This window comes from Sphingopyxis sp., from assembly GCF_035944815.1.
Taxonomy (GTDB): Bacteria; Pseudomonadota; Alphaproteobacteria; order Sphingomonadales; family Sphingomonadaceae; genus Sphingopyxis.
On the sequence record NZ_DASZAU010000004.1, the window covers coordinates 622,850 to 639,773 of the forward strand.

General features: G+C 64.8%; 20 protein-coding genes. 12 read left to right on the forward strand and 8 right to left on the reverse strand.

Translation table 11 applies throughout. The features are described from left to right. Positions 1 to 12: 12 nt before the first annotated feature. Genes VGU00_RS08260 through VGU00_RS08270 form a run of 3 tightly spaced genes read right to left on the reverse strand, consistent with a single transcriptional unit; the run spans position 13 to position 3,147 of the window. Positions 13 to 1,575: a type II and III secretion system protein family protein gene (locus VGU00_RS08260; protein WP_327467332.1), complete on the reverse strand. Its 1,563-nt coding sequence runs from the start codon at positions 1,573 to 1,575 to the stop codon at positions 13 to 15. A gap of 1 nt (position 1,576) precedes the next feature. Next, positions 1,577 to 2,611 carry a Flp pilus assembly protein CpaB gene (gene cpaB / locus VGU00_RS08265; RefSeq protein ID WP_327467334.1) on the reverse strand — a complete coding sequence of 345 codons (1,035 nt, stop codon included), beginning with the start codon at positions 2,609 to 2,611 and terminating at the stop codon, positions 1,577 to 1,579. A gap of 47 nt (positions 2,612 to 2,658) precedes the next feature. Further along, positions 2,659 to 3,147 (reverse strand): A24 family peptidase, encoded by a 489-nt coding sequence (locus tag VGU00_RS08270; protein WP_327467336.1) that lies wholly within the window; start codon positions 3,145 to 3,147, stop codon positions 2,659 to 2,661. A 98-nt stretch (positions 3,148 to 3,245) separates the two neighbouring features. On the opposite strand from VGU00_RS08270, the gene VGU00_RS08275 reads away from it, so the two are divergent. Further along, the gene (locus VGU00_RS08275) at positions 3,246 to 4,385 is read left to right on the forward strand and encodes an FAD-dependent oxidoreductase (RefSeq protein ID WP_327467338.1); all 1,140 of its coding nucleotides are present in this window, start codon (positions 3,246 to 3,248) and stop codon (positions 4,383 to 4,385) included. Between the two features lie 80 nt (positions 4,386 to 4,465). Then, positions 4,466 to 4,642 carry a YegP family protein gene (locus VGU00_RS08280; RefSeq protein ID WP_082665147.1) on the forward strand — a complete coding sequence of 59 codons (177 nt, stop codon included), beginning with the start codon at positions 4,466 to 4,468 and terminating at the stop codon, positions 4,640 to 4,642. 14 nt (positions 4,643 to 4,656) lie between these two features. Here the strand turns inward: VGU00_RS08280 and rnhA are convergent, their stop codons facing one another. From rnhA to ispH, 3 genes are read right to left on the reverse strand one after another with little or no spacing between them, the layout of a single operon-like run. Beyond that, positions 4,657 to 5,115 carry a ribonuclease HI gene (rnhA, locus tag VGU00_RS08285; protein WP_327467345.1) on the reverse strand — a complete coding sequence of 153 codons (459 nt, stop codon included), beginning with the start codon at positions 5,113 to 5,115 and terminating at the stop codon, positions 4,657 to 4,659. Further along, the gene (thrB, locus tag VGU00_RS08290) at positions 5,112 to 6,074 is read right to left on the reverse strand and encodes a homoserine kinase (protein WP_327467347.1); all 963 of its coding nucleotides are present in this window, start codon (positions 6,072 to 6,074) and stop codon (positions 5,112 to 5,114) included. The genes rnhA and thrB overlap by 4 nt, the downstream gene beginning before the upstream one ends. Then, positions 6,074 to 7,042, reverse strand: coding sequence for a 4-hydroxy-3-methylbut-2-enyl diphosphate reductase (gene ispH / locus VGU00_RS08295; protein ID WP_327467349.1), 969 nt, complete (start codon positions 7,040 to 7,042; stop codon positions 6,074 to 6,076). Before ispH ends, thrB begins: the two co-directional genes overlap by 1 nt. Before the next feature lie 170 nt (positions 7,043 to 7,212). Between ispH and VGU00_RS08300 the strand changes: the two genes are divergently transcribed. The 9 genes from VGU00_RS08300 (at position 7,213) to tatC (ending at position 14,496) form a co-directional block, all read left to right on the forward strand. Next, complete coding sequence (locus VGU00_RS08300; protein ID WP_327467351.1) at positions 7,213 to 7,887, forward strand: hypothetical protein; 675 nt, start codon at positions 7,213 to 7,215, stop codon at positions 7,885 to 7,887. 135 nt (positions 7,888 to 8,022) lie between these two features. After that, the gene (gene argS, locus VGU00_RS08305) at positions 8,023 to 9,750 is read left to right on the forward strand and encodes an arginine--tRNA ligase (protein ID WP_327467352.1); all 1,728 of its coding nucleotides are present in this window, start codon (positions 8,023 to 8,025) and stop codon (positions 9,748 to 9,750) included. Then, positions 9,750 to 10,520, forward strand: a complete 771-nt coding sequence (locus VGU00_RS08310; RefSeq protein WP_327467354.1) for an SPOR domain-containing protein — start codon at positions 9,750 to 9,752, stop codon at positions 10,518 to 10,520. Before argS ends, VGU00_RS08310 begins: the two co-directional genes overlap by 1 nt. A gap of 108 nt (positions 10,521 to 10,628) precedes the next feature. Then, positions 10,629 to 11,636, forward strand: a complete 1,008-nt coding sequence (gene nagZ / locus VGU00_RS08315) for a beta-N-acetylhexosaminidase (RefSeq protein WP_327467356.1) — start codon at positions 10,629 to 10,631, stop codon at positions 11,634 to 11,636. Between the two features lie 6 nt (positions 11,637 to 11,642). Further along, positions 11,643 to 12,428 (forward strand): ScpA family protein, encoded by a 786-nt coding sequence (locus VGU00_RS08320; protein WP_327467358.1) that lies wholly within the window; start codon positions 11,643 to 11,645, stop codon positions 12,426 to 12,428. Continuing rightward, positions 12,425 to 13,018, forward strand: a complete 594-nt coding sequence (gene scpB, locus VGU00_RS08325; RefSeq protein ID WP_327467360.1) for an SMC-Scp complex subunit ScpB — start codon at positions 12,425 to 12,427, stop codon at positions 13,016 to 13,018. The genes VGU00_RS08320 and scpB overlap by 4 nt, the downstream gene beginning before the upstream one ends. A 25-nt stretch (positions 13,019 to 13,043) precedes the next feature. Next, positions 13,044 to 13,277: a twin-arginine translocase TatA/TatE family subunit gene (locus tag VGU00_RS08330; RefSeq protein ID WP_327467362.1), complete on the forward strand. Its 234-nt coding sequence runs from the start codon at positions 13,044 to 13,046 to the stop codon at positions 13,275 to 13,277. A gap of 32 nt (positions 13,278 to 13,309) precedes the next feature. Beyond that, on the forward strand, positions 13,310 to 13,690 hold the full coding sequence (gene tatB / locus VGU00_RS08335) for a Sec-independent protein translocase protein TatB (RefSeq protein WP_327467364.1): 381 nt from the start codon (positions 13,310 to 13,312) through the stop codon (positions 13,688 to 13,690). Continuing rightward, on the forward strand, positions 13,687 to 14,496 hold the full coding sequence (tatC, locus tag VGU00_RS08340; protein WP_327467366.1) for a twin-arginine translocase subunit TatC: 810 nt from the start codon (positions 13,687 to 13,689) through the stop codon (positions 14,494 to 14,496). The genes tatB and tatC overlap by 4 nt, the downstream gene beginning before the upstream one ends. A gap of 16 nt (positions 14,497 to 14,512) precedes the next feature. Here the strand turns inward: tatC and VGU00_RS08345 are convergent, their stop codons facing one another. Together VGU00_RS08345 and mgtE are read right to left on the reverse strand one after the other, a co-directional pair. Further along, entirely contained in the window at positions 14,513 to 14,641 is a 129-nt protein-coding gene (locus VGU00_RS08345; RefSeq protein ID WP_062180862.1) for an entericidin A/B family lipoprotein, read from the reverse strand. Between the two features lie 221 nt (positions 14,642 to 14,862). Next, positions 14,863 to 16,314 (reverse strand): magnesium transporter, encoded by a 1,452-nt coding sequence (mgtE, locus tag VGU00_RS08350; RefSeq protein ID WP_327467372.1) that lies wholly within the window; start codon positions 16,312 to 16,314, stop codon positions 14,863 to 14,865. A 157-nt stretch (positions 16,315 to 16,471) separates the two neighbouring features. On the opposite strand from mgtE, the gene VGU00_RS08355 reads away from it, so the two are divergent. After that, positions 16,472 to 16,918 (forward strand): peptidylprolyl isomerase, encoded by a 447-nt coding sequence (locus VGU00_RS08355; protein ID WP_327467374.1) that lies wholly within the window; start codon positions 16,472 to 16,474, stop codon positions 16,916 to 16,918. Positions 16,919 to 16,924 lie beyond the last annotated feature (6 nt).

Genomic DNA, 16,924 nt, shown 5'->3' on the forward strand with positions numbered 1-16,924 from the left:
AAATCCAGCGCGTCACTTGATGCTGAAGCCGGGCGACGCGTCGCCGTTACCCGTGCCTCGCGGGCGATCCGCATCGCCGACATTCGTGTCGAGCCGCGGCTTCGGCCGGTCGCCGCCGGTTACGCCGTTGCTTTCCTGGTTGAGCAGGAGGCGGGCGATGTCGTTCGAATTCTGGTAGGCGTCGGTCGGCAGCTTGATCTCGTTCGCCGATACCGGGTTGACGAGATAGGGCGTCACCACGATCACCAGTTCGGTCTCGCCGCGGCGGAAATTGTCGGATTTGAACAGGGTGCCGAGCAGCGGCACGTCGCCGAGGCCGGGCATCTTGTCGATCGCGCCGATCGAACGATTGTTCATCAGGCCCGCGATCATGAAGCTTTCGCCCGAACCGAGTTCGACCGTCGTTTCGGCGCGGCGGATCGTGAGCGCGGGGATCTGAAAACCCTCCATCTCGATCGCGCCTTCGGTCGACAGTTCGGACACTTCGGGGCGAACGCGCAGGCTGATGCGGCCGTTCGACATCACGGTCGGCGTATAAGCGAGGCTGACGCCATATTTGCGATATTCGATCGTCGTGCCGGCCAGGTTGCCGGGGATCGGGATCGGGAATTCGCCGCCGGCGAGGAAGTCGGCGGTTTCGCCCGAAATCGCGGTCAGGTTCGGCTGCGCAAGCGTCACCACCATGCCCGAGCGTTCGCCCATGTCGAGCGAGGCGATCAGGTCGAGGCCGAACAGGCGGCCGGCGCCGGCGATGCTGCGGATACCTGCCGGCGTCGAGATGCCGTAGGAGGTACCGAACGTGGTGCTGTTGATCGGTTGTCCGGTAATCGGATTGTACGGCGTCGGCACCGTGTTCGGCGGGAAAATAGCCGTCGGCGCATTGGGGTAGGTGATTTCACCGGCCGACCGGCCGCCGAACACACCGCCCAGGAAGCCGTTGCCGAGCGGACCGTCGCGGTCGCGCGTCAACAGGTTGCCGCTGATTTCCTTGACCAGCGTCCGGTTCACTTCGGCGATGCGGACCTGCAAATTGACCTGAAGCGGCGTCGCGGTGCGAAGGCGCGAGAGGACTTTCGTGCCTTCGCCGACAAAGGCCTGAACCAGCAGCTCGGCTTCGGCGACGTCGTCGGGCGACTGAACCGTACCGGTGAGCAGCACGAAGCCGTTCATCGTGTTGGCCGAGATGCTTGCTTCGGGCATTGCGAGCGACAGCATCTGGTCGATCGTTTCGATATTGTTGCCGACGCGGGCGACGGTCGAATAGACGACCCGGCCGCTGGCATCGGTGGCATAGATGCTGGTTTCGCCCGGCGCCTTGCCGAAGATATAGAGCTGGCGACCCGAGCGAACCTGCACGTCGGCGACCTTGTCGTCGGCGACGAACACGTCGGACATCGAAGCCGGGAGGCTGATCAGGCGGCCGCGGCCGACCGACAGGTCGATGCTGCTGCTTGCATTCTGCGATGCCTGTGCTGCGGCCTGCTGCGACGGCGCCGACACCAGCGCGGCTGCAACGAGGCCGATGGCCAGGGTGCGGGCCAGGGCCGCTGCCTTGAAATTGGCTTTGCTGTTCATGTTACTTACCCCCAACCGGAACGTCGGTAACCTTGTCGCCGCGCGTCACGCGAACGACCGGTCCGTTACCGAGCGCCGATCCATTACCCGGCCCCGGCGAAACCGGAGCACTGCTTACCAGCGGCTGCTGCCGCCCGCCGCCGCCGACGCGGCCGCCAACGGGAACCCAGAAGCGCGACACGTCACCGCCGGTGGTCGCCGACTTGGCGGTCGTGGGACGGGCTTGCGCCTGCGCCAACATGCGGCGTTCGGCAGCGGCACCACCCTTTTCCGGAACATTGACGTCGCCCGATGCGATGGCGGCTTCGAGTTCGCCGGTGCTTTCCGCGAGCGGACGCAGCGCGAGCGACAATTTGCCCATGCTCTGTGCGACCGCGATGCGTTCGGCGAGTTCGGGCGTCGCTTCGAGCGTTACCGAGCCGAAGGTGCGAACCGGGGTCTTGCCGGTTTCATCCTCGGCATCGTAGCGCTGGTCGGTGGCGAGCACGCGAACGTTGCGTACGATGGTTTCGGCGGTGAAGAGCTGTTCGTCGGGATAGGAGCTGCCTTCTTTGACCTCGATGGTCTGGGCGAGCAGCACGTCGACGCGGTCGCCGGGGAAGACGAAACCGGCGACACCCTGTTCCTGGCTGACCTTGACCGTCACGGCACGCATGCCCGGGCCAAGCGCCGCTGCGAGGAAGCCGCGATCGTCCGGATGAACGAGCGCGCCCTGCGTCAGCGGCTGTCCAGCAGTGATCGGATAACGGACGACGGTGCCGACCAGCGTGTTCACGTCGGTCTTGTCTTTCAGGAAATAGGCCTTCTCGACCAATTCCTTCGGCCAAGGCTGAAACCGGAAGCTGTCGGGACCGATGATCGTGCCGACCGGCAGCTGCCGTGTCGCAACAAGGATCATCGGGCCGGTGATTTCCGGTGCTGCGGCTGCGCGAGCCGGCGGAGCCGATGCGCCGCGCATCATCTGGTTGACCCCGAACGCCGCACCGATCGCAATGACCAGTGCGCCGACAATCAGCATTATCTTTCGCGTATCCATGACGATTTTTCGCCTCCTGCACCAACCGGAAACGGCGGTGCTTGCCCTCAGGCCGAACCGATAGCCTGAAACTGGTTAAGATATTGTTGGTGAAGCGCCCAAAGGCCCGCCGCGGCGATGGCAACCCCGTAGGGAACCTCGACCGGCTTGTCCGAAGGGCGCAATTTCATATGGATAAGCATCACAGCCGACAGGATGCCGCCCCCGATGGCCATGACCATCAGCATCGGCAGAAACAGCGGGAGCGGGATCCAGAGCATCACCGCGCCGATCATTTTTACATCGCCGCCGCCCATCGCGCCGATCGCGAACAATCCGGCAAAAACCAGAAACACTGCAAAAGCGGCGCCAAACTGGATCGCGGCGTCGGGCCACAAGCCGAGGCCGCTGGCGATCCAGAAGGGGATCGCGAGCAGCGCGATCGCCGCGTTGAGTTCGTTCGAGATCGACCGCGACCGAAGGTCGCTGATCGCCGCGGCAATCATCATCAGGCCAAGTATGGCCATCAGGCCAAGCGAGATTGTGCCGTTATCCATCGGCCCGCTTCTACGGATTATGGCTTACCAAAGAGTAACCATGTCGTCGGCCGCGCGGCGCGGCTTGCATTCGCCGGGGCAGCCGATATGCGGCGGGCATGATCGACAAGCCGCCCTCTGCCACTGACGTACTGATTGTCGGTGCGGGCATAGCCGGCGCGAGCCTGGCAGCAGCGCTTGCGCCGTGGCGCCGCGTCCTGCTGGTCGAGGCCGAGGAAGCGCCCGGTTATCATGCGACCGGACGGTCCGCCGCATTCTGGCACGAAAGCTATGGCGGCGCCGGGGTGCAGCCCCTGTCGGCGGTGTCTTTCGAAGCGCTGAGCAATCCCGCCCCCGATTTTTCGGATCGCGGTTTCCTGTCTCCGCGCACGGCACTGACGTTGGGGCAACGATCCGAGGCCGCGGCGGTGGACGCCTTCACGGGCGAGTTTCTCGCCAAAGGGGTGGCCGTTTCGCGCGTCGCGCGCGCCGAAATCGCCGCGAAAATTCCCGGTATTCGGCCCGAATGGACGGAAGCGGCTTTTGAGCCCGCGTGCAGCGATATCGATGTCGGCCGCCTCCACGCCGCCTATCTGCGTGCCGCGCGGCAGGCCGGGGCTGTGCTCGCGACACGCGCCCGGCTTCGTTCGGCGCGGCGTGCGGGCGACGGCTGGGATGTGACGATCGGCGAGGAACGCATCCATGCCGCGCTGATCGTCAACGCGGCCGGGGCATGGGCCGACGAGGTTGCGACTGCCTGCGGCGTCGCGCCGCTGGGCATCCAGCCCTATCGTCGGACGGTGGTCCAGCTTCGCCTTGGCGTACCGGTCCCTGCCGAACTGCCGCTGGTCGTGCATGTCGCCGGCGATTTCTATTTCAAGGGCGAAAGCGAGGGACGCATCTGGCTTAGTCCGCATGACGAAACGCCGACAGGGCCGCACGATGCTGCGCCCGAAGAATATGACGTCGCGGTCGCGATCGACCGGTTGCAATCGGTCGTCGACTGGCCGGTAGCCGCAGTGGAGCGCAAATGGGCCGGGCTGCGCAGCTTCGCGCGTGACCGCAATCCCGTCTTCGGTGCGGACGTGTCCGAGCCCGCATTCATATGGTGTGCGGGGCAGGGCGGCTTCGGCATCCAGACCTCGCCGGCGATCGCGGCGCTGCTCGCCAGCCAGATCGGTGCGCCGCCTCCGGGCGGAGCCATTGGCGGGATCGATCCGTCCGCATATGCGCCGGCGCGTTTTGCCAAAGACTTCTAGCGGGTTGCGCGAGCCATCCGAGGGCTTAACATGGCCGCGTCGCGCCACCCCCGGCGCGGGCATGTCGTGTGGAGGATTTCATGGCCCACTATTTCGAGATCAAGAAAAACAAGGCCGGCGAGTTCGTCGCCTATTTCAAATATAACAGCGAAGCGATCTTCTGGACCGAAGGCTATTCGAGCAAGGCGTCGGCCAAAAATGCCATTGAATCGATCCTGAAAAACGGCCCGGGCGCCGAAGTCCGCGACGAGGCATGACAGGGCGCGGGCGTTCAGCGCGCCCGCGCCACTTTCAACGCGGCATCGCTGGCGAGCTGGTCCGCGATCTCGTTATCGCCATGCCCCGCATGGCCCTTGACCCAGATCCACTCGACTTTGTGCCGGGCGTTTTCCTTGACGAGGCGCTGCCACAGGTCGGCATTGGCGACCGGCTTTTTGGCCGCGGTTTTCCAGCCATTCTTCTGCCAGCCGAAAACCCATTTGGTGATGCCGTCGCGCACATAGACGCTGTCGGTCGACAGTTCGACGTTGCAGCTGCGCTTGAGCGCAGCGAGCGCCTCGATCGCCGCCATCAATTCCATGCGATTGTTCGTCGTGTCGGGTTCGCCACCCGACAGCGTCTTGACGACGTCGCCCCAGCGCAGCACCGCGCCCCAGCCGCCGGGGCCGGGGTTGCCCTTGCACGCGCCATCGGTCGCGACGATCACGGTCTTGCCGCTATTTTCGGTCATGCGACGGCGAACAGGCTGGCAGCGTCGTCCGCGCTGTAGCGTTGCAGGCGAGCCAGAAAAGGCGAGGGATCCTTCCGCGTCACCAGCGCATCGGCGGGCGTATGCACCCAGTCATGCGCCCGCGTCAGCAGGAAGCGGAGTGAGGCGCCGCGGGCGAGGAGGGGAAGGGCGGCGACTTCCGCGGCGGTCAGCGTGACCTGGCTTGCGTATCCGCGCATCAGGGCCTGCGCGCGCGCCGGATCGCAGTGCCCGCCGTCGGCCGAAAAAGCCCAGGAAGCGTGGGTGATGACAAGGTCGTAGGCGCGAAAATCGCTCGCCGCGAAATAGAAGTCGATCAGCCCGGTGACCCGATCGCCGAGCATCAGCACATTGTCGGGAAACAGGTCGGCGTGAATGACATGCGCGGGCAGGTCGGTCGGCCAATTTGCGTCGAGCCAGGCGAGTTCGGTATCGACGATCGCCTGGAGACCGGGCAGCACCTGGTCGAGATCGCCCGTTGCCTCGGCGACGCCGCGCCAGTGGCGATGGCCCATGCTGTTTTCGCGCGCGCCGGTGTAGCCTTCGAGGGCGCGGTGCATCGCGCCGAGCGCAGCGCCCGCCGCTTCGCACTGCGCGGGCGTCGGCTGGGTCAGCGAAATGCCGGGAAGGAACTGGATGACGCAGGCCGCGCGACCCGAAATCCGCTGGATCGCGACGCCTTCGCGGTCGCGCAGCATCGCCGGAACGGGGGAGCCGCTCGCCGCAAGATGATTGAGCAGATCGACGAAAAAGGGCAGGTCGCCCTCGCTGACGCGCTTCTCGTAGAGCGTCAGGATGAAACGGCCGCCGGTGGTTTCGAGCAGGAAGTTGCTGTTCTCGACGCCTTCGGCGATGCCCTTGCACGACACGACCGTGCCGATGTCGTAGCGCGATACCAGCGCGGCAAGGTCGCCCGGTTCGACGTGCGTATAAACCGCCATCAGGCGTCCGCCGGTTCGAGCCCGCGCGGCAGCTTGAAGATCATATTCTCCTCGGCGGTCACGACGACCTGCTCGACGATCTGCCGATGCTGAGCGACGGCGTCGATCACTTCGCGGACCAGCGTTTCGGGCGCGCTTGCGCCCGCCGTGATGCCGAGGGTGCCGATATCGGCGAGCCATGCGGGATCGATATCGACCCCGCGCTGGACGAGATGGGCCGGGGTCCCGAGCCGCTCCGCAACCTCGACGAGGCGGAGGCTGTTCGAGCTGTTGGGCGCCCCGATCACGATCATGCGGTCGCATTCGCCCGCTATCGCCTTGACCGCTTCCTGACGGTTCGAGGTCGCGTAGCAGATATCTTCGCCGCGCGGGCCGCTGATCGCGGGGAAGCGATGCTGAAGCGCCGCGATGATGTCGCGCGTGTCGTCGACCGAGAGCGTCGTCTGGGTCAGGAAGGAAAGCATTTCGGGATCGGGCGGCGACAGAGCCGCGACATCGTCGACCGATTCGACGAGCGTCATTGCGCCTTCGGGCAGTTGGCCAAGCGTTCCGATGACCTCGGGATGGCCGGCATGACCGACAAAGACGATATGGCGCCCGGCCTCATGCGCGCGTTCGGCCTGACGGTGCACCTTCGACACGAGCGGGCAGGTCGCGTCGATATAGTCGAGTCCGCGCATCTCGGCTTTGGCGGGCACCGCTTTGGGAACGCCGTGCGCGCTGAATACCACCGGCACGTCGTCGGGGACCTGATCGAGCGATTCGACGAATGTCGCTCCCTTCGCTTTCAGCGAATCCACGACATAGCGGTTGTGGACGATTTCGTGGCGGACATAGACCGGCGCGCCATATTTCTGCAGCGCCAGCTCGACGATGCGGATCGCCCGGTCGACGCCGGCGCAAAAACCGCGCGGTGCGGCGATCAAAACCCTGAGTTCTGCCGCTTCGCCGTCTTGCCGGGGCGTCATCGGATGGGGAGCGTTCATAATGCGGGCGCTCTAGCGCAGCACGACCATTGGGGTAAAGCGGCTTCGTCTTTGTTGCGCCTTGTTCATCGCACCGATAAGAAGCGGCGCGCATGAAGCGGGATCATTGTTCCGATGCCTGTCGATGCGCCTGTTTGGAAAGCCCGATTATCATGATGCCCATTTCGTTCCCGTCGCGTAAATTCCTGACCGTGCTGTGCGGAACGGCGGCCATGGCGACGGTGGCGGGCTGTGCGAAAGACAATGAAATCGACGTCAGCGGCGGGGTCGGCATCACCGCGACGCGCAGCGCGTGCCCCGCGGTAGCGGTGCCGCTGCACACGGGCGACGTGACGCTGTTCGATCCGGCGACCAGTCGCGACGCACGTGCGATCGATGTTGTCGCGGCGGTGACCAATGTCGTGCCCCAGTGCAACGATACGGGCGGCGAGAAGGTTTATCAGCTCGTGAATTTCGATGTCGTGGCGACGCGCCGCGATGCCGGTCCGGCGCGCACGATCACGCTGCCCTATTATGCAACCGTGCTGCAGGGCGGCACCGCCGTCGTCGCAAAACGGCTCGGCAATGTGACGGTGACCTTCCCCGACGGACAGGTCCGCGGTACGGGGCGCGCGCAGGCGTCGGCCTATGTCGATCGTGCGGCGGCGACGCTGCCTGCCGATATTCAGGAGCGCATCACCCGTCGCCGCAAGGCCGGCGATCAGGATGCTGCCGTCGATCCGCTGAGCCTTCCCGAAGTCCGCGCGGCGGTGCAGCGTGCCAGCTTCGAACTTCTCGTCGGCTTCCAGCTGACGCAGGAGCAGCTCGAATATAACGTCCGACGATAGGATGTGCGGCGGCGCTGCGGCGCCGTTCGCTTCTTCACGCCCTGCGCGCCGTCCGGTGACGCAGGGCTTTTCGCGTGCGCCAAGCTGTTATAGGGCGCGCGCAAGACTTTCTCCGTTCGAAGATAGGCCCGTGCCGTGACCCTGTTCAGCCGTTTTTCCGACCATATCGGCACCGCGCTCGATGCGCTCGCCGCCCGTGATGCCTTGCCCGCCGGTCTCGACCGTAGCGCAATCAGCGTCGAGCCGCCGCGCGACCCCGCGCATGGCGACGTCGCGACCAACGCCGCGATGGTGCTCGCCAAGCCCGCCGGCATGAACCCGCGCGCACTCGCCGACCTGCTCGTCGCCGAGCTAGGCGCGCTGGACGAAGTGACCGAGGCGAGCGTCGCGGGTCCGGGGTTCATCAACCTGCGGCTTCGCGACGATAGCTGGCGTGACGAGCTGGCGCTGATCTTCAGCGAAGGTGCCGACTATGGCCGCTCGACGATGGGCCAGGGGCGGCGCGTCAATGTCGAATATGTGTCGGCAAACCCGACCGGCCCCATGCACGTCGGCCACTGCCGCGGCGCGGTTGTCGGCGATGCGCTGGCGGCCTTGCTCGAATATGCCGGGCACGAGGTCATTCGCGAATATTATGTCAACGACGCCGGCGCGCAGGTCGACGTGCTCGCGCGTTCGGTGCACATGCGCTACCGCGAGGCGCTGGGCGAAGATGTCGGCGCGATCCCCGAAGGGCTCTATCCCGGCGACTATCTGATCCCGGTCGCGAGCAGGCTGGCGACCGAATATGGCGACCGTTTCGCCGGAGCGCCCGAAAGCGCCTGGCTTGGCCTGTTCCGCGCCGAAGCGGTCAGCGCGATGATGGATATGATCCGCGCCGACCTCGCCAAGCTGGGCATCCACCACGACCTTTTCTCGTCGGAAGCCGAATTGCAGGTGGAAGGCAAACCCGCCGCCGCCGAAAAATGGCTCCGCGATCACGATCTGGTCTACGACGGCCAGCTCGAAGCGCCGAAGGGCGAAACGCCCGAGGATTGGGAGCCGGTCGAACTGCCGCTGTTCCGCTCGACGCAGTTCGGGGACGATCAGGACCGTCCGATCAAGAAATCGGACGGCAGCTGGACCTATTTCGGCGCCGACCTCGCCTATCATTTCCAGAAGAGCCAGAATGCCGACGAGCTGATCGACATTTGGGGCGCCGACCATGCGGGAACGGTCAAGCGGATCAAGGCCGCTGTGGCGGCGCTGACCGGTGGCAAGACGCGGTTCGACGTCAAGCTGGTGCAGATGGTCCGGCTGCTCAAAAATGGCGAGCCGTTCAAGATGTCGAAGCGTGCGGGCAATTTCGTGACGCTCGCCGATGTGGTCGAGGAGGTCGGCAAGGACGCGGTGCGCTTCACCATGCTGACGCGGAAGGCCGACGCGCAGATGGATTTCGATTTCGCGAAGGTCGTCGAGGCATCGCGCGACAATCCGGTCTGGTATCTGCAATATGCGAACGCGCGGATTTCGCGCCTCCGCAAGAAAGCGGTCGATGCGGGGATCGAGCTGCCGGTACCGGTGCCCGCACGACTGAACGCGCATGAACTCGGGCTGGTGAAATTGCTCGCGCAATTCCCGCGGATCGTCGAGGCGGCGGCATCGGCGCGGGAGCCGCACCGCATCGCCTTCTATCTGGCCGACGTCGCCGCAGCGTTCCATGCCTGGTACAATCTCGGCAACGACGATCCTGCCTTGCGGATCGTGCTCGACAATGATCCCGAATTGACTGCGACGCGCCTTTATTTGGCCGACGGAATCGGGCAGGTTATCCGCAACGGGCTGTCCCTGATGGGGGTTGAGGCGCTCGAGGAGATGAATTGATGGCCGAGGGGAAGGACGCGGGGCAGGGCGACGCAGGGCTGGGGCTCGACGACGAGGACCGGCTGCCCTGGCTCGAAGCCGCCGACGGGTTCGAGGATGACGGCGAGGTTTCGCCCGCGCGCCTGCTCGTCATGGTGCTTGGCGGACTGCTGCTGATCGGCGCGGTGCTGGGGGGGCTCTGGTGGGTCCAGAATGGCGGTGCGCGCGGCAAGGGCGAACTGATCGCCGCGCAGGAGGGCGATTACAAGGTGGCGCCCAAGACTGACGGTGCGAAAACCTTTGAAGGCGAGGGCGACGCCAGCTTCTCGGCCAGTGAAGGCGCCGAGCCCGCGGGCAAGGTCGACCCGACGCGCATGCCCGAAGAGCCGGCGGTGACGCCGCAGGAGCGTGAAGCCGCTGCGAAGAAGGCGGCGGCGGACAAGGCAGCCGCTGCAAAAGCCGCGAAACCGGTTCCTGCCGACAAGGCGAAGGGCGCGCCGGCGGCCACGTCGGTGAAGACGGCCGATGCCGCAGCAAAAGCGGAGCCCGCATCGGGCGGCGCGTTGATCCAGCTTGGTGCGTTCAGCAGCGATGCGGCCGCGGCAAAGGCGTGGACCAATTTGTCGAAGCGTTTCGCCTATCTGGCCGAACTCAACAAGTCGGTGTCGCCGGCAAAGGTCGGCAACGGCACCGTCTATCGTTTGCGCGTTTCGGCCGGAACCGCCGCCAACGCCGCGAATTTGTGCGGGAAATTGCGCGTCGCCGGTGAAAATTGCGTCGTCGTCCGCTGATTCGGCCCGCTTGGCCGCAGACTCCGTTGGTGCAATGCTGCCGCTATGGCATGTTGCCAGTCCTGATTGCCACGTGAGGGGGTGGCGATCGATGGAGATTGACGCACGATGATACCGGCTATTTTCGGCCTGTCGGGCCTGACCCTCACCGACGACGAGCGCGCTTTCTTTCGCGACAGCGACCCGGCGGGTTACATCCTGTTCGGGCGCAATATCGAAAATCGCGAACAGCTGCGGCGGTTGACCGACGAACTGCGCGGCATCGACGGGCGCACGAACCTGCCGATCCTGATCGATCAGGAAGGCGGACGCGTCGCGCGCATGAAATCGCCCGAATGGCCCGCTTTCCCGAGCGGCGCGGCGTTCGATGCTCTGTATGAGCGTGCCCCGGCGAGCGCGATCGAGGCCGCGCGGCTCAACGCGATGGCGCTGGCGGCGATGTTGTCCGAAGTCGGGATTACGGTCGATTGCCTGCCGCTGCTCGACGTCCGCCAGCCGGGCGCGAGCGATGTCATCGGCGACCGCGCGCTGGGCAGCGAGCCGATGCGCGTCGCCGCGCTCGGCCGCGCGATCCTGAGCGGCCTGCAGGACGGCGGCGTCGTCGGCATCGTCAAGCATATCCCGGGGCACGGCCGCGCCTTGCTCGATTCGCACAAGGAATTGCCCGTAGTCTCGGCGCCCGATCGCGATCTCCAGACCGATCTGGCGCCTTTTGCCGCGCTCCGCGACGCCGCGATGGCGATGACCTGTCACGTCGTCTTTACCGCCTGGGATGCGGATCGTCCCGCGACGCTGTCGCCTGTCGTCATCGACAGCGTCATTCGCCAGCGCATAGGCTTCCACGGCCTGTTGCTGAGCGACGACCTCGATATGGAGGCGCTGTCCGGCGACGTGCCCTCGCGCGCCGCCGGCGCGGTTGCGGCGGGCTGCGACATCGCGCTCAATTGCTGGGGCAAGATGGACGATATGATCGGCATCGCGAACGCGCTCGATCCGATAAGCACCGTCTCGCTGGCGCGACTCGAAGGTGCGATGGACCGGATCGCCGGTGCGGGCGACGACCGGGCCTTTGCGACGCTGGTCGATCAGCGCGACGCGCTGCTGGCGATCGCCTGACGGTCGATGGACGAACTGCCACTCGACTTTGAAACGGTGGCGGCGGCGCCCGAACGCGACGATGCCCTGCGATTGTCGCTCGAGAGTTGGGAGGGGCCGCTCGACCTTCTGCTGGCGCTGGCACGGAGCCAGAAGGTCGACCTCAAGCAGATTTCGATCCTCGCGCTCGTCGAGCAATATCTGACCTTCATCGCCGAAGCGCGCGAGCTGAAGCTCGAGGTCGCCGCCGACTATCTGGTGATGGCGGCGTGGCTTGCCTATCTCAAATCGGCGCTCCTCCTTCCGAAAGACCCGCTCGAGGATCCATCCCCCGACGAACTCGCGCTGCGCCTGCAGCTCCGGTTGCAACGGCTGGCAGCCATGCGTGAGGCCGCAGCGCGGCTTCTCGCGCGCGACCGCATCGGCCGCGACGTATTCCTGCGCGCGAAACCGGAGGGGCTGCGCGATGTGCGGGTGCGGCGCTGGGATGCCAGCCTCTACGACCTTTTGTCGGCCTATGGCCAGGTCAAGCTGCGCAACGAGCCGGTGGTCCATATGGTCTCGCGGCGCCCCGTCGTCACGCTCGACGCGGCGCTCCATCACCTCCAGCGGATGCTGGGCGTAAAGCTCGACTGGGCCGAGCTCTCCGATTTCCTTCCGGCGGATTATGACGGACCGCTGCGCCGTTCGGCCATCGCGTCGAGCTTCGTGGCGGCGCTCGAACTGGCGCGGCAGGGGCGCGTCGACCTGAAGCAGGAAGGGGCTTTCGAACCGCTTTACCTGAAAGCGGCAATTGTGGGGCAGGGGGCATGATCGACGATCTCGAACGCGCGATAGAGGCAATGCTGTTTGCCAGCGACGAACCGCTCGATGCGCGGCAGGTCGCAAACCGGCTAGGTGACGAGATGACGCCGGGCGACGTTCGCGCGATCATCCAGACGATCGCAGCGCGCCACGCGGGGAGCGGGGTCGAGCTGGTCGAGCGTGGCGGGCACTGGCATTTCCAGACGCCCGCCGACCTCGCGCACCTGCTTCGCCGCGAGCGCGACGATCCGCGCAAATTGTCGCGCGCGGCGGCCGAAGTGCTCGCGATCGTCGCCTATCACGAGCCGGTGAGTCGCGCCGAAATCGAAGCGATCCGCGGGGTCCAGACCTCGAAGGGGACGCTCGACGTGCTGATGGAGGCCGAATGGATCGCCCCGGCAGGGCGCCGCGAAGTGCCCGGGCGCCCGCTGATTTACAAGACGACCGACGCGTTTCTGCAACATTTCGGCCTCACCAGCCGCAAGGACCTGCCGGGGATCGACGATCTTCGCGCGGCAGGTCTGCTCGACCCGGTCGATCTCGCTTTCGAGGAAGCGATGGGCGAACTGGACCTAGTAAAAGACGGCGAGGAAGCCTAGATAGCGGCCTCAAGGAGAATTTGAGATGGGTAGCTTTAGTCTCGTGCACTGGCTCGTTTTGGGCCTGATCGTCCTGCTGCTGTTCGGCAAGGGCCGTTTTTCGGACATGATGGGCGACGTCGCAAAAGGCCTGAAAAGCTTCAAAAAGGGTATGGCGGAAGACGATACGCCGACCCCGGCGCCGAAGCAGATCGAAGGCCAGCGCACGCCGGACACCACCCCGATCTCGACGCCGACCGCCGACCGCGACAAGCTCTGATCGTCGTCCGTTCGCGGGGGAAGCCTTAATTCATGTTTGATGTCGCGCCGACCGAGTTGCTGCTCGTCGTGGTGGTGGCCTTGGTTGTCATCGGCCCCAAGGACCTTCCCAAGGCGATGCGTTTCGTCGGTAAATGGATGGGGAAGGCGCGCGGCATGGCGCGCCATTTTCGTGCCGGGCTCGACACGATGATGCGCGAAGCCGAGCTTGAAGAGCTCGAAAAAAAGTGGCGCGAGCAGAACGAGGCGATCATGCGCGAATTTCCGCGGGTCGAAGGACCCGACGCGGTTGCCGCGACAACCCCCGTGAACGCCGGGAAGAACGAAGAAGAGCCGACGCAGGATAGTGCGGCTGTCGAACCCGAAAAGCCGGAAACGCATGAAGTGCCGCCGCGCGACGGACCGTTGCCATGAGTGAGGATACACCCGCAGCACCGACGGACGAGGATGGCGCTGGCGGCAAGATGCCGCTGCTCGACCATCTGGTCGAATTGCGGTCGCGCCTGCTGAAATCGCTGCTTGCGGTAGGACTCGCCTTTGGGGCGTGCCTTTATTTCGCCAAACCGATCTTTGCGATCCTCGTCCAGCCGCTGATCGCCGCAGGGCAGGGCAAGCTCATCTATACGCAATTGTTCGAGGCTTTTTTCGTCGAGGTGAAGGTCGCCTTCTTCTCGGCGATGATGATCGCTTTCCCCGTTATTGCGAACCAGCTCTGGAAATTCGTCGCGCCGGGCCTCTATCGACAGGAAAAGCGGGCGTTGCTGCCCTTCCTGTTCGCGACACCGGTGCTGTTCGCGATCGGTGCCAGCTTTGCCTATTTCATCACGATTCCGCTCGCGCTGCGCTTCCTGCTGGGTTTTCAGGGGAATGTCGGCGGGGTGACGCAAGAAGCGCTGCCGTCGGTTGGCAATTATCTGAGCTTCACGATGCAGTTCATCATGGCGTTCGGTATCGCATTCCTGTTGCCGATCCTTTTGATGCTGATCGAGCGCGCGGGTCTCGTCAGCCGCGAACAGCTCATTTCGGCGCGCCGCTATATGATCGTCGCGGCCTTTGCGATCGCTGCGGTTGCGACGCCACCCGACATCCTCAGCCAATTCCTGCTCGCGGTGCCGCTGATCCTGCTCTACGAAGTTTCGATCTTTGCGATCTGGTTTACCCAGCGCCGACGCAAAACAGGCGCCGAAGCGGCGCCTGTCGAGCCTCTCGAAGAGGCTTAGGGTAAGTTACTCAAGATCAGTTGATGGCATCGCTGCCCGCTTGACCGACCGACTCGATGTCGCGGCCCGCACCCTTCACCGTGTTGCAACCAGTGACCAGAAAGCTTGCCATCAGGGCGAGAAGGATTGCGCGGAAGCTCGTCATTTTTCTAACCTCTCAGGAGTGGATGCAAAATGGCCCGGCACGCTTCGAGGGGGGGGAGGGAATGCGGGCCGGGCCAATGTTGCTGAGCAGCGCTGCGGGGGGGCGATGACCGCTGCTCGAATGGGAAACGACCGGTGCGGTGGATAAGTTCCCAAAAAAAATCGCGATGATGAATTTTTTTTCGAAGTTTTTTGAATCGCTTGGATTCCAGAGACTTGGCCTCAGAGAGATGTCAGTCCGCTGAGTACCGCCAACCCCAGGAAGGCAAGAAAACCCATGGAATCGGTCGTCATGGTGACGAAGATCGAACTCGCCACCGCGGGATCCTGATCGAGCCGGTCGAGCAGGAGCGGGATCGCGACCCCGGCCACGCCCGCGACGAAGATGTTGACGATCATCGCTGCCGCGATCACCCCGCCAAGTTGCGGATTGCCGAACCACAGCGCCGTCGCGGTGCCGGCGATCAGGGCGATCGTGCCGCCGTTCAGCAGCGCTATCTTCATTTCGCGCCAGATCGCGCGCCAGCTGTTCGAATCGGTCAGCTGGTTCATCGCCAGCGCGCGGACGGTCACCGCCAGCGTCTGCGTTCCGGCGTTGCCGCCGACCCCCGCGACGATCGGCATGAGTGCCGCTAGCGCGACCATATGCTCGATCGCGCCGCCGAAGAAGCCGACGATCGATGAAGCCAGCAACGCGGTGCCCAGATTGGCGACCAGCCAGCGAACGCGCGCACTATAGGTTTCGCGGATTGGTTCGTTGATGTCGCCGTCGCCGGCGCCCGACAGGCGCAGGATATCCTCGCCCGCCTCTTCCTGAATGATATGGACGATGTCGTCGACCGTGATCATGCCGACGAGGCGTCCATCCCTGTTGACGACCGCCGCCGAGATCAGCGCATATTTCTGGAAGCGCAGTGCGACCTCTTCCTGATCCATGTCGACCGGGATCAGCGTCTGTTCGCGTTTCATGACGTCGCTGATCGCGATATCGCGCGGGGTACGAAGAATCCAGCTGAGCTGGCAGGTGCCGACCGGCTTGTGCATCGGATCGACGACGAAGATTTCCCAGAAATCGCTGGCCAGATCGGTGTCTTCGCGCAGCCGGTCGATCACGTCGCCGACCGTCACATGCTCGGGCACCGCGACGAGGTCGCGCTGCATCAGGCGTCCCGCGGACTCCTCCGGGAAGGAGAGCGCATCCTCGATCGCGGCGCGATCCTCGGGCTCCATGGCCTGCAGGACGGCCTGCTGCTCGTCCTCCTCCATATCCTCGATGATCGCGACGGCGTCGTCGGTATCGAGTTCGGAGGCGAGCTCGGCGACCTGTTCGGGCGCCAGAAGGTCGATCAGTTCCTCGCGGACATAATCGTTCATTTCCGCGAGCACGTCGGCGGACAGCATGTCGCCGAGCACCGCGGCGAGCATCGGGCGTTCGTCGGTGCGCGCGAGTTCGAACAGGTCGGCGATGTCGGCGGGATGGAGGCGGCCGACACGTTCGCGCGCCGCTTCGCTTTCGCCCGCCTCGGCGAGGTCGATTACGTCGCGCACGAATTCGGGTTTCAGCCGGTCATCTTCGTCGAGTTCGGTTTCGGGTTCGCGCACGGCAAGATCCCGATCGCGATCGTCGGCCGCGCCCGCATCTTCCGGCGGCAGGGAATCTTCGCGTTTGTCCATCGCGCGGTCCTCCCTCTTCTCTTGCGGCGTCCGAGCTTTCCCCTAGTGCTGCGGCCCGCCGATAGCAACGCCGCGAACTGGGTTTTGCGATTTAATGCGTGGCTTTGGCGGCGACCGCCGCTATGGGACCGCCAACACAGACCGCAGGAGTTGCAACATGTCCGACACCCTTACGCTTTCGCTGTCGACTGGCGATGTCGTTATCCGCCTTCGCCCCGACCTCGCGCCGCAACATGTCGAGCGTATCACGACGCTGGCCAAGGAAGGCTTTTATGATGACGTCGTATTTCACCGCGTGATCCCCGGCTTCATGGCGCAGGGCGGCGATCCGACGGGCACCGGCATGGGCGGCAGCGAGCTTCCCGACCTGCCGCAGGAATTCAGCAGCGAGCCGCACGTCCGCGGCGTCTGCTCGATGGCGCGGGCGCAGAACCCGAACAGCGCGAACAGCCAGTTCTTCATCTGCTTCGAAGACGCGCGTTTCCTCGACAATCAGTACACGGTCTGGGGCGAAGTGACCGAAGGCATGGAAAATGTCGATGCGCTTCCCAAGGGCGAGCCGCCGCGCGAGCCCGGCAAGATCGTCAAGGCGACCGTCAGCTGATTAAAG

Coding starts and splice junctions, on each gene's coding strand:
- VGU00_RS08275 (WP_327467338.1), top strand. CDS start 3,246: ATGATCGACAAGCCGCCCTCTGCCACTGACGTACTGATTGTCGGTGCG.
- VGU00_RS08355 (WP_327467374.1), top strand. CDS start 16,472: ATGTCCGACACCCTTACGCTTTCGCTGTCGACTGGCGATGTCGTTATC.
- nagZ (WP_327467356.1), top strand. CDS start 10,629: ATGATACCGGCTATTTTCGGCCTGTCGGGCCTGACCCTCACCGACGAC.
- ispH (WP_327467349.1), bottom strand. CDS start 7,042: ATGACGCCCCGGCAAGACGGCGAAGCGGCAGAACTCAGGGTTTTGATC.
- VGU00_RS08330 (WP_327467362.1), top strand. CDS start 13,044: ATGGGTAGCTTTAGTCTCGTGCACTGGCTCGTTTTGGGCCTGATCGTC.
- mgtE (WP_327467372.1), bottom strand. CDS start 16,314: ATGGACAAACGCGAAGATTCCCTGCCGCCGGAAGATGCGGGCGCGGCC.
- VGU00_RS08300 (WP_327467351.1), top strand. CDS start 7,213: ATGATGCCCATTTCGTTCCCGTCGCGTAAATTCCTGACCGTGCTGTGC.
- rnhA (WP_327467345.1), bottom strand. CDS start 5,115: ATGACCGAAAATAGCGGCAAGACCGTGATCGTCGCGACCGATGGCGCG.
- VGU00_RS08280 (WP_082665147.1), top strand. CDS start 4,466: ATGGCCCACTATTTCGAGATCAAGAAAAACAAGGCCGGCGAGTTCGTC.
- tatB (WP_327467364.1), top strand. CDS start 13,310: ATGTTTGATGTCGCGCCGACCGAGTTGCTGCTCGTCGTGGTGGTGGCC.
- VGU00_RS08320 (WP_327467358.1), top strand. CDS start 11,643: ATGGACGAACTGCCACTCGACTTTGAAACGGTGGCGGCGGCGCCCGAA.
- thrB (WP_327467347.1), bottom strand. CDS start 6,074: ATGGCGGTTTATACGCACGTCGAACCGGGCGACCTTGCCGCGCTGGTA.
- scpB (WP_327467360.1), top strand. CDS start 12,425: ATGATCGACGATCTCGAACGCGCGATAGAGGCAATGCTGTTTGCCAGC.
- VGU00_RS08345 (WP_062180862.1), bottom strand. CDS start 14,641: ATGACGAGCTTCCGCGCAATCCTTCTCGCCCTGATGGCAAGCTTTCTG.
- VGU00_RS08260 (WP_327467332.1), bottom strand. CDS start 1,575: ATGAACAGCAAAGCCAATTTCAAGGCAGCGGCCCTGGCCCGCACCCTG.
- VGU00_RS08270 (WP_327467336.1), bottom strand. CDS start 3,147: ATGGATAACGGCACAATCTCGCTTGGCCTGATGGCCATACTTGGCCTG.
- tatC (WP_327467366.1), top strand. CDS start 13,687: ATGAGTGAGGATACACCCGCAGCACCGACGGACGAGGATGGCGCTGGC.
- VGU00_RS08310 (WP_327467354.1), top strand. CDS start 9,750: ATGGCCGAGGGGAAGGACGCGGGGCAGGGCGACGCAGGGCTGGGGCTC.
- cpaB (WP_327467334.1), bottom strand. CDS start 2,611: ATGGATACGCGAAAGATAATGCTGATTGTCGGCGCACTGGTCATTGCG.